7 protein-coding genes and 1 pseudogene are annotated in these 7,570 nt (G+C 62.1%); 5 read left to right on the forward strand and 3 right to left on the reverse strand.

Annotated elements, in window-relative coordinates; all coding sequences use genetic code 11:
* Window positions 1-115 precede the first annotated feature (115 nt).
* From purL to NKJ11_RS15395, 5 genes and pseudogenes are all read left to right on the forward strand, one after another.
* Window positions 116-2,347 (forward strand): phosphoribosylformylglycinamidine synthase subunit PurL, encoded by a 2,232-nt coding sequence (purL, locus tag NKJ11_RS15375; RefSeq protein ID WP_352793692.1) that lies wholly within the window; start codon window positions 116-118, stop codon window positions 2,345-2,347.
* Between the two features lie 45 nt (window positions 2,348-2,392).
* A pseudogene (locus tag NKJ11_RS15380) lies at window positions 2,393-2,913 on the forward strand (hypothetical protein).
* Window positions 2,914-3,046: 133 nt separating this feature from the next.
* Window positions 3,047-3,280: a BolA/IbaG family iron-sulfur metabolism protein gene (locus tag NKJ11_RS15385; RefSeq protein ID WP_010909092.1), complete on the forward strand. Its 234-nt coding sequence runs from the start codon at window positions 3,047-3,049 to the stop codon at window positions 3,278-3,280.
* Between the two features lie 181 nt (window positions 3,281-3,461).
* Window positions 3,462-3,797: a Grx4 family monothiol glutaredoxin gene (gene grxD, locus NKJ11_RS15390; RefSeq protein ID WP_006332883.1), complete on the forward strand. Its 336-nt coding sequence runs from the start codon at window positions 3,462-3,464 to the stop codon at window positions 3,795-3,797.
* Between the two features lie 253 nt (window positions 3,798-4,050).
* Window positions 4,051-5,235, forward strand: a complete 1,185-nt coding sequence (locus tag NKJ11_RS15395) for a multidrug effflux MFS transporter (RefSeq protein ID WP_245486115.1) — start codon at window positions 4,051-4,053, stop codon at window positions 5,233-5,235.
* Here the strand turns inward: NKJ11_RS15395 and NKJ11_RS33835 are convergent.
* Genes NKJ11_RS33835 through ttcA form a run of 3 tightly spaced genes read right to left on the reverse strand, consistent with a single transcriptional unit; the run spans window position 5,232 to window position 7,402 of the window.
* Window positions 5,232-5,639: a UCP034077 family protein gene (locus tag NKJ11_RS33835; protein WP_127293481.1), complete on the reverse strand. Its 408-nt coding sequence runs from the start codon at window positions 5,637-5,639 to the stop codon at window positions 5,232-5,234. The genes NKJ11_RS15395 and NKJ11_RS33835 overlap by 4 nt on opposite strands.
* Before the next feature lie 55 nt (window positions 5,640-5,694).
* Entirely contained in the window at window positions 5,695-6,528 is an 834-nt protein-coding gene (locus tag NKJ11_RS15405) for an inositol monophosphatase family protein (protein WP_352793694.1), read from the reverse strand.
* The gene (gene ttcA, locus NKJ11_RS15410; protein WP_352793696.1) at window positions 6,518-7,402 is read right to left on the reverse strand and encodes a tRNA 2-thiocytidine(32) synthetase TtcA; all 885 of its coding nucleotides are present in this window, start codon (window positions 7,400-7,402) and stop codon (window positions 6,518-6,520) included. Before ttcA ends, NKJ11_RS15405 begins: the two co-directional genes overlap by 11 nt.
* Window positions 7,403-7,570 lie beyond the last annotated feature (168 nt).

Consider the following 7,570-nt stretch of genomic DNA (forward strand, 5'->3'; position numbering starts at 1 on the left):
GCGTGGCTTTGTCCGGTTTTCCGTCGTTTTTCGTCAATCCATGGGTGTATCGGCCGCAAGGCTTGCGATAAGACGGGACTCAAAATCCCAACGTCCCGGATATAAATCGCCGCCCATGACCATTTCCAATTCCGTGCCGATCACCCCTGAGCTCATTGCCTCACACGGGCTCAAGCCCGACGAGTATCAGCGCATCCTCGATCTTGTCGGGCGCGAGCCGAGCTTCACCGAACTCGGCATCTTCTCGGCGATGTGGAATGAGCACTGCTCCTACAAATCCTCGAAGAAGTGGCTGCGCACGCTGCCAACCACCGGTCCGCAAGTCATCCAGGGGCCGGGCGAGAATGCCGGCGTGGTCGACATCGGCGACGGCGACTGCGTCGTCTTCAAGATGGAGAGCCATAACCACCCGTCCTATATCGAGCCTTACCAGGGCGCGGCGACCGGCGTCGGCGGCATATTGCGCGACGTCTTCACCATGGGCGCGCGGCCGATCGCGGCGATGAATGCGCTGCGCTTCGGCTCGCCTGACCATCCCAAGACCCGGCATCTCGTTTCAGGCGTGGTTTCCGGCGTCGGCGGCTATGGCAACGCCTTCGGCGTGCCGACAGTCGGTGGCGAGGTCAATTTCGACGCCCGCTACAATGGCAACATCCTGGTCAACGCCTTTGCGGCGGGCCTTGCCAAGACCGATGCGATCTTCCTGTCGGAAGCCAAGGGCGTCGGCCTGCCGGTCGTCTATCTCGGCGCCAAGACCGGCCGCGACGGCGTCGGCGGCGCCACCATGGCGTCGGCTGAATTCGACGACAAGATCGATGAGAAGCGCCCGACAGTGCAGGTCGGCGATCCCTTCACCGAAAAGTGCCTGCTGGAAGCCAGCCTCGAACTGATGGCCTCGGGCGCCGTCATCGCCATCCAGGACATGGGTGCCGCCGGCCTCACCTGCTCGGCGGTCGAAATGGGCGCCAAGGGCGACCTCGGAATCGAGCTCGATCTCGACAAGGTTCCGGTGCGCGAAGAGCGCATGAGCGCCTACGAGATGATGCTGTCGGAAAGCCAGGAGCGCATGCTGATGGTGCTGCGCCCGGAAAAGGAAAAGGAAGCCGAGGCGATCTTCCACAAATGGGGGCTCGATTTCGCCATCGTCGGCAAGACCACCGACGATCTGCGCTTCCGCGTTCTGCACCAGGGCGACGAGGTCGCCAACCTGCCGATCAAGGATCTTGGCGACAAGGCTCCGGAATATGATCGGCCGTGGACCGAACCGAAGAAGCCGGTGCCGCTGGCCGCCAATGACATTCCGCAAGCCGACGTTGCCGACGCGCTGCTGAAGCTGCTCGGCGGGCCGGACCTTTCGTCGCGGCGTTGGGTGTGGGAACAGTATGACACGTTGATCCAGGGCAATTCGCTGCAGCTTCCAGGCGGCGATGCCGGCGTGGTCCGGGTCGAAGGCCATGCGACCAAGGCGCTCGCCTTCTCGTCCGACGTGACGCCGCGCTATTGCGAGGCCGACCCTTATGAGGGCGGCAAGCAGGCGGTGGCCGAATGCTGGCGCAACTTGACCGCCACCGGCGCTCTGCCGCTGGCCGCCACCGACAACCTCAATTTCGGCAACCCGGAACGGCCCGAGATCATGGGCCAGCTGGTCGGCGCGGTGAAAGGCATAGGCGACGCCTGCCGTGCGCTTGGCTTCCCTATCGTCTCCGGCAATGTCTCGCTCTACAACGAGACCAACGGCCAGGGCATCCTGCCAACCCCGACTATCGGCGGCGTCGGGCTGATCGCCGACTGGTCGAAGATGGTGCGGACCGGCTTTGCGGCCGAGGGCCAGATGATCCTGCTGGTCGGCGCGCCGGGCTCCTGGGGAACGCATCTCGGTCAATCGGTCTATTTCAGGGACATACACGGCCGCACGGATGGCCCGCCGCCGCCGGTCGACCTCGATCACGAAAAGCGCGTCGGCGACCATGTGCGCGCGCTCATCGCATCCGGTGTCGTCACGGCGGCGCACGACGTTTCCGATGGCGGTGTCGCCGTTGCACTTGCCGAAATGGCGATGGCGTCCGGTATCGGCGCCACCGTTCCCGGGCTTGTCGGCACCGACCCGATCCCGGTCTGGTTCGGCGAGGATCAGGGCCGTTATCTCCTGACGCTGTCGATCGATCCGCATGGTGACGAATGGGACGCCATTCGCAAGCAGCAGGGCGAACTCGGCATCTTCGCGCCGTGGATCGGCTCGACCGGGGGCAACGCGCTGAAGCTTGGCGACGCCAGGGCAATCCCGGTCAGCGAACTCTCCGCGGCGCACGAAGGCTGGTTCCCCCGCTTCATGGACCAGGCCAGTTGACGAGAGCATGATCTCGAAAAGTGGGAACGGTTTTTCGGGAAACTCATGATCAATCACAGGAAACTGGCTGCCCGGGCGCTGCTTGCAGTCGTCTTCTGGCCGTCGTTGTTCTTCTTCTGGTTCCTGGGACCGTTCGTCTTTTCCTGCTGTCGACAACCTCAAGCGAGGTGTGCATGCGGCTGGAAACGCGCGCGGAGTTCCTTGCCGCGGCCAATGGCGCCATCCCCATGCTCATCGCGCAGAATCTCATCTACGCGGTCCCGATCGTCTGCCTGGTTCTGTGGGACCGCCTGGCGCCGGATCCGGCACGGGCACGGCACATTGTCACCTGCATCAAGCTTTTTGCCAGCGCGGTGGTCGTAGGCGCGATGTGGGAGTACGGCTCGTCGCTCATCTGCGACGGCTATGGCGAGGGGTTCTTCTCGCCAGCTTGGCAAATGACGAGTTACCTTCCCATTGTCAGTCTCGTGCTCAACGTGCCGCTCTACGTGCTGGCCTTCAGCCTTGGCCGCGCCTTCTCGACACGCGAGGACATTGCCGAGGATGAAGCAAGCCCACCGGTCTAGTCTTTCTCTGAAGCCATCGAACCGTCTTGCCGTTGGTGGGACAGAACGGCTTCAATCCGGACCGGAAAGGCTTTAGGCTCGCCCGACTCTCATCTTATGGCCGGCTGCCGGCCGCTCGAAACAGGATTTTGCCATGGCAATGGATGCCCACGACATCGAAAAACTGATCAAGGACGGCATTCCGGACGCCAAGGTGACGATCCGCGATCTCGCCGGCGACGGCGACCATTATGCGGCCGAGGTGGTGGCCGAGAGCTTTCGAGGGAAAAGCCGCGTGCAGCAGCACCAGATGGTCTATGACGCGCTGAAAGGAAATATGGGTGGCGTGCTGCACGCACTGGCGCTGCAGACCAGCGTTCCTGACTGAGCCGCACCGGAACAACCGCAACCAGGCGGATCAGTGTCGAGAGAACCGCTTGGCCCAACACGGCTCATCCTTTGCGCCATTTCAGCCACGGCACGGCTAACGTCTTGTTTCGAGCAATCGTTGGGTTTATTTGAAGGGATATGTTTCGAGCCTGACTCCCACAGGCGGGAAAGGATTTTCCATGAGCGGTATCAACGACTACATCGACAATGAAGTGAAGGGCAACGACGTCGTCCTTTTCATGAAGGGCACGCCCGGTTTCCCGCAATGCGGATTTTCCGGCCAGGTCGTCCAGATCCTCGACTATATCGGCGCCGACTACAAAGGCGTGAACGTTCTGGACTCGGCTGAACTGCGCCAGGGCATCAAGGAATATTCCAACTGGCCGACGATCCCTCAGCTCTACGTCAAGGGCGAATTCGTCGGCGGCTGCGATATCATCCGCGAGATGTTCCAGGCCGGTGAGTTGCAGACATTCCTCGTCGAGAAGGGCGTCAGCGTCAAAGGCGCCGCCTGATTTCTGTTTGTGCATATTGCCATCCGAAGGTTGATTTTGATTTTCGGGGTCGTGCACAAAGGCGCCGGGAGCAGCCCACCTCGGCAATTTTCATGTCCTGAACCCAGGACCAAGACGAGCCAATGCGCCGGCCCGCCGGCGCATTTTCGTTTGAAAGATCGGACTTGCCGTGGACCAGTCAAAACCAGAGCCGCAATCGGCAAGCAAACTGCCCATTCCGCGCTGGGAGTTCATCGCCCTGTGCGCGGCGCTGATGGCGCTGAACTCGCTGGCCATCGATATCATGCTGCCCGCGCTGCAGCAGATCGGCGCCTCGCTCGGCGTCGAAAATGAAAACCACCGGCAGTACGTCATAACGGCCTACATTCTGGGCTTCGGCGGCGGACAGCTGTTCTTCGGGCCGATCTCGGATCGCTTCGGGCGTCGCGCACCGCTGGTCGCCGGGCTGGTGATTTATGTCGCCGCGGCGGCGGCTGCCGCCATTGCGCCAAGCTTTGAAACACTTCTGCTGTGCCGAGCCGTGCAGGGCATCGGTGCAGCCGCCACCCGCGTCATCGCCGTCTCGATCGTGCGCGATACGTTCGACGGCCGGCGCATGGCCGAGGTGATGTCGCTGATCTTCATGGTGTTCATGGCGATACCGGTCATTGCTCCCGGCATCGGCCAGTTCATCATGCTGTTTGCGACCTGGCATTGGATCTTCGTCACCATGGCCGTCGGTGCGCTCCTCGTCTCGGCCTGGTCGCTGCTGCGCCTTCCTGAAACGCTGCATCCCGAACATCGCCGGCCGCTGACCGTGAACTCGATTGTCGGCGGGTTTCGCATCGTGCTCACCAACCGCATTGCGATCTGCTATGCCTTCGCCAGCACCTTCATCTTCGGCGCCATGTTCGGCTTCATCGCTTCGGCGCAGCAGATCTATGTGGACATCTTCCATGTCGGCGAGATGTTCCCGGTCATCTTCGCCGGGGTTGCGGGCGTGCTCGCCTTCTCCAACTTTCTGAATTCGCGCCTTGTCGGCCGCATCGGCATGCGCCGCCTGTCGCAGAGCGCGTTGCTGCTGTTCCTGGTCATCAGCCTTGCCTGGCTGGTCGTTTCGCTGGAAATGAAGATGCCGCTCTGGCTGTTCATCACCTTCTTTGCCTGTGCCATGCTTCCGTTCGGTGCGCTCGGCGCGAACTTCAACGCGCTGGCCATGGAACCGCTCGGACAACTGGCCGGCACGGCGTCGTCGATCCTCGGTTTCATGCAGACGTTTCTCGGCGGCATTCTCGGCACGCTGATCGGTCAGGCCTTCAACGGCACGGTGACGCCGCTGGCCGCCGGCTTCTGCAGTGTCTCGGTCGCGGCGCTGCTGATGATCTTCATCGCCGAGCGCGGCAAGATGTTCCAGCCACAGAACCCGCCCGTTTCAGGGCACATCACCGACTTGCATTAGGACGCACCTTCAAGAGTTGCCGTGAACCGAGGGGCAAGCATGCGCCCTGCGATTGCTTCACCCATGCTGTCCGAAAAAGGCAATGGCAGAGCGTCATCAAGTGCCCTGAGGATGGATGCCACGAAGGCCCTGCTGCGCTGGGCATCGGTTCCCAGATCGGAATATGTGGCGCGAGGTTTGCCAATCAGTGTGCCGTTGCGGCGAAGCGAGAACCGCAGTGTCAGGGACATGCCCGCGGTTCCGGGTGGCGGTTTCCAGCAGGCATAGATAGCGTCCGACATCTCCCTTATCGTATCGACGGGATCGGAACTGCGACAGCTGCGCTCTTGCGATCTTGCTTCCTGGGAACTGGCAAACAGAGCGGCGGCAAGAGCCGTGGCGACAAATGCGAACCGAGGTTTCATTCGAGAGCCTCCGGATTTGCGTGAAATTGCACCGCTCCTTCGGCTAACGCAGCAATTAATCCTGTGCCGCCCAGAGTTCGCGGCGCAATTCGTGCCAGCTTTCGCGATCGGGCGCGACAAGCAGGCCGCCGCCGAGATGCGAGGGCAGATAGGTGCTGCCGTCGAAGCGCGCCGCGTGGCCGCCGGCCTCGGCATGGATCAGCACGCCGGCCAGATGATCCCACGGCATCAGCTTGTTGTAGACGACGAAGTGGGCATGGCCGCTCGCCAACAGGCGGTATTCGTGCGCGGCGCAGCGATAGGCGAATTGCGACAGGATCTTCGTCTGGTTGCGCGCCAGCCGCGACCGCTCCGGCTCGGCCATATATTGCCAGGAGACGGAGCCGGTCATCTGCGCGATCGGCGCAGGTGCCGCGACATGCACCTTCTCCAGGCTGCCATGCGCATGCCGGATATGGCTGCCAGCGCCCCTGGCACTGATCAGCCAGTCCTTGCCGACGGGATCGTGGATGATGCCGGCAACCGTCTCGCCCTGGACCACGACCGCCAGCATGACGCCGAACAGCGGCACGCCGGAGGCGAAGTTGAAAGTGCCGTCGACCGGATCGATGACGAAGGCCAGATCGGCATCGCCCAGACCATCGAGCAGTGCCGGATTGTCGGAACAGGCCTCCTCGCCGACGATCATCGCCTGGGGATAGCGCTCGCGCAGCCGCGCGGCGACCAGCCGCTCGGCATTGACGTCGGCTTCGGTCACAAGGTCGGCAGCCGACGTCTTCTGGCGGATGTCGCCCTCACCAAGCCGGCGAAAGCGCGGCATGATCTCGGTCAGCGCCGCCTCGGCCAGAATGCCGGCCAGCCAGTCGATCGCGGTGTCGTCAAATGTCATCGGAAATATCTTGCCTTGTGCTGAGGGTCTCATTGAGCGCAGCGAAGTCGAACAGCTTTCTGTCGAGCAGATGCGATGGCCTGCTGTTCGACAGCGCGCGCAGCATCGTATCCTTGCGGCCCGGCATGCGCTTTTCCAGGTCCTCGAGCATCGCCTTCATGGCGTTGCGCTGAAGACCTTCCTGGCTGCCGCAGAGATCGCAGGGAATGATCGGGAAATGCATGGCGGCGGCGAATTTTTCCAGATCGGCCTCGGCGCAGTAGCTCAATGGCCGCAGCACCATGACGTCGCCGTCGTCGTTGAGCAGTTTTGGCGGCATGGCGGCGAGACGGCCGCCATGGAACAGGTTCATGAAGAAGGTTTCGAGAATGTCCTCACGATGGTGACCGAGCACAAGCGCCGAGCACCCCTCCTCGCGCGCAATGCGGTAGAGATGGCCCCGCCTGAGGCGCGAGCAGAGCGAGCAATAGGTGCTGCCCGCAGGCAGCTTGTCGGTGACGACGGAATAGGTGTCCTGATACTCGATGCGATGCGGGATGGCGTATCTGTCGAGATAGTCCGGCAGGATATGTTTGGGGAAATTCGGCTGGCCCTGGTCGAGATTGCAGGCCAGAAGATCGACCGGCAAGAGCCCGCGCCATTTGAGGTCGAGCAGCACCGCGAGCAGGCCGTAGGAATCCTTGCCGCCAGACAGGGCAACGAGCCAGCGCTGGCCGGGCTTCACCATCGTGAAATCCTCGATCGCCTGCCGGGTCAGCCGCAGCAGCCGCTTGCGCAATTTGTTGAATTCGACCGAGGACGGCACGTCGGCGAACAGCGGATGGAAGCCGCCTTCGCTGTCGGCGATCGGTTCGATGTCTGGAAGCATGTTCATGGCATGTCGCTTTCAGTGGCCCAGAGCGCCGGATTAGCGGACATGACCGACAAAGAAAAGGCCGCCTCGACGGGCTAATGCAGTTCACTTAAGTTGGGCTGGATGAGGATCTGGTAAGACCTATCGAACAGGATGGAGATTCGTTTCCATCCTGTTCGTGTTTTGAGA

Origin of the sequence: Mesorhizobium sp. M0243 (assembly GCF_040321775.1) — a bacterium.
In the GTDB taxonomy this organism is placed as follows: Bacteria; Pseudomonadota; Alphaproteobacteria; order Rhizobiales; family Rhizobiaceae; genus Mesorhizobium.

Excerpts from the sequence above, each read along its gene's own strand:
- purL (WP_352793692.1), top strand. The coding sequence starts at position 116 with ATGACCATTTCCAATTCCGTGCCGATCACCCCTGAGCTCATTGCCTCA.
- NKJ11_RS15385 (WP_010909092.1), top strand. The coding sequence starts at position 3,047 with ATGGCAATGGATGCCCACGACATCGAAAAACTGATCAAGGACGGCATT.
- grxD (WP_006332883.1), top strand. The coding sequence starts at position 3,462 with ATGAGCGGTATCAACGACTACATCGACAATGAAGTGAAGGGCAACGAC.
- NKJ11_RS15395 (WP_245486115.1), top strand. The coding sequence starts at position 4,051 with ATGGCGCTGAACTCGCTGGCCATCGATATCATGCTGCCCGCGCTGCAG.
- NKJ11_RS33835 (WP_127293481.1), bottom strand. The coding sequence starts at position 5,639 with ATGAAACCTCGGTTCGCATTTGTCGCCACGGCTCTTGCCGCCGCTCTG.
- NKJ11_RS15405 (WP_352793694.1), bottom strand. The coding sequence starts at position 6,528 with ATGACATTTGACGACACCGCGATCGACTGGCTGGCCGGCATTCTGGCC.
- ttcA (WP_352793696.1), bottom strand. The coding sequence starts at position 7,402 with ATGAACATGCTTCCAGACATCGAACCGATCGCCGACAGCGAAGGCGGC.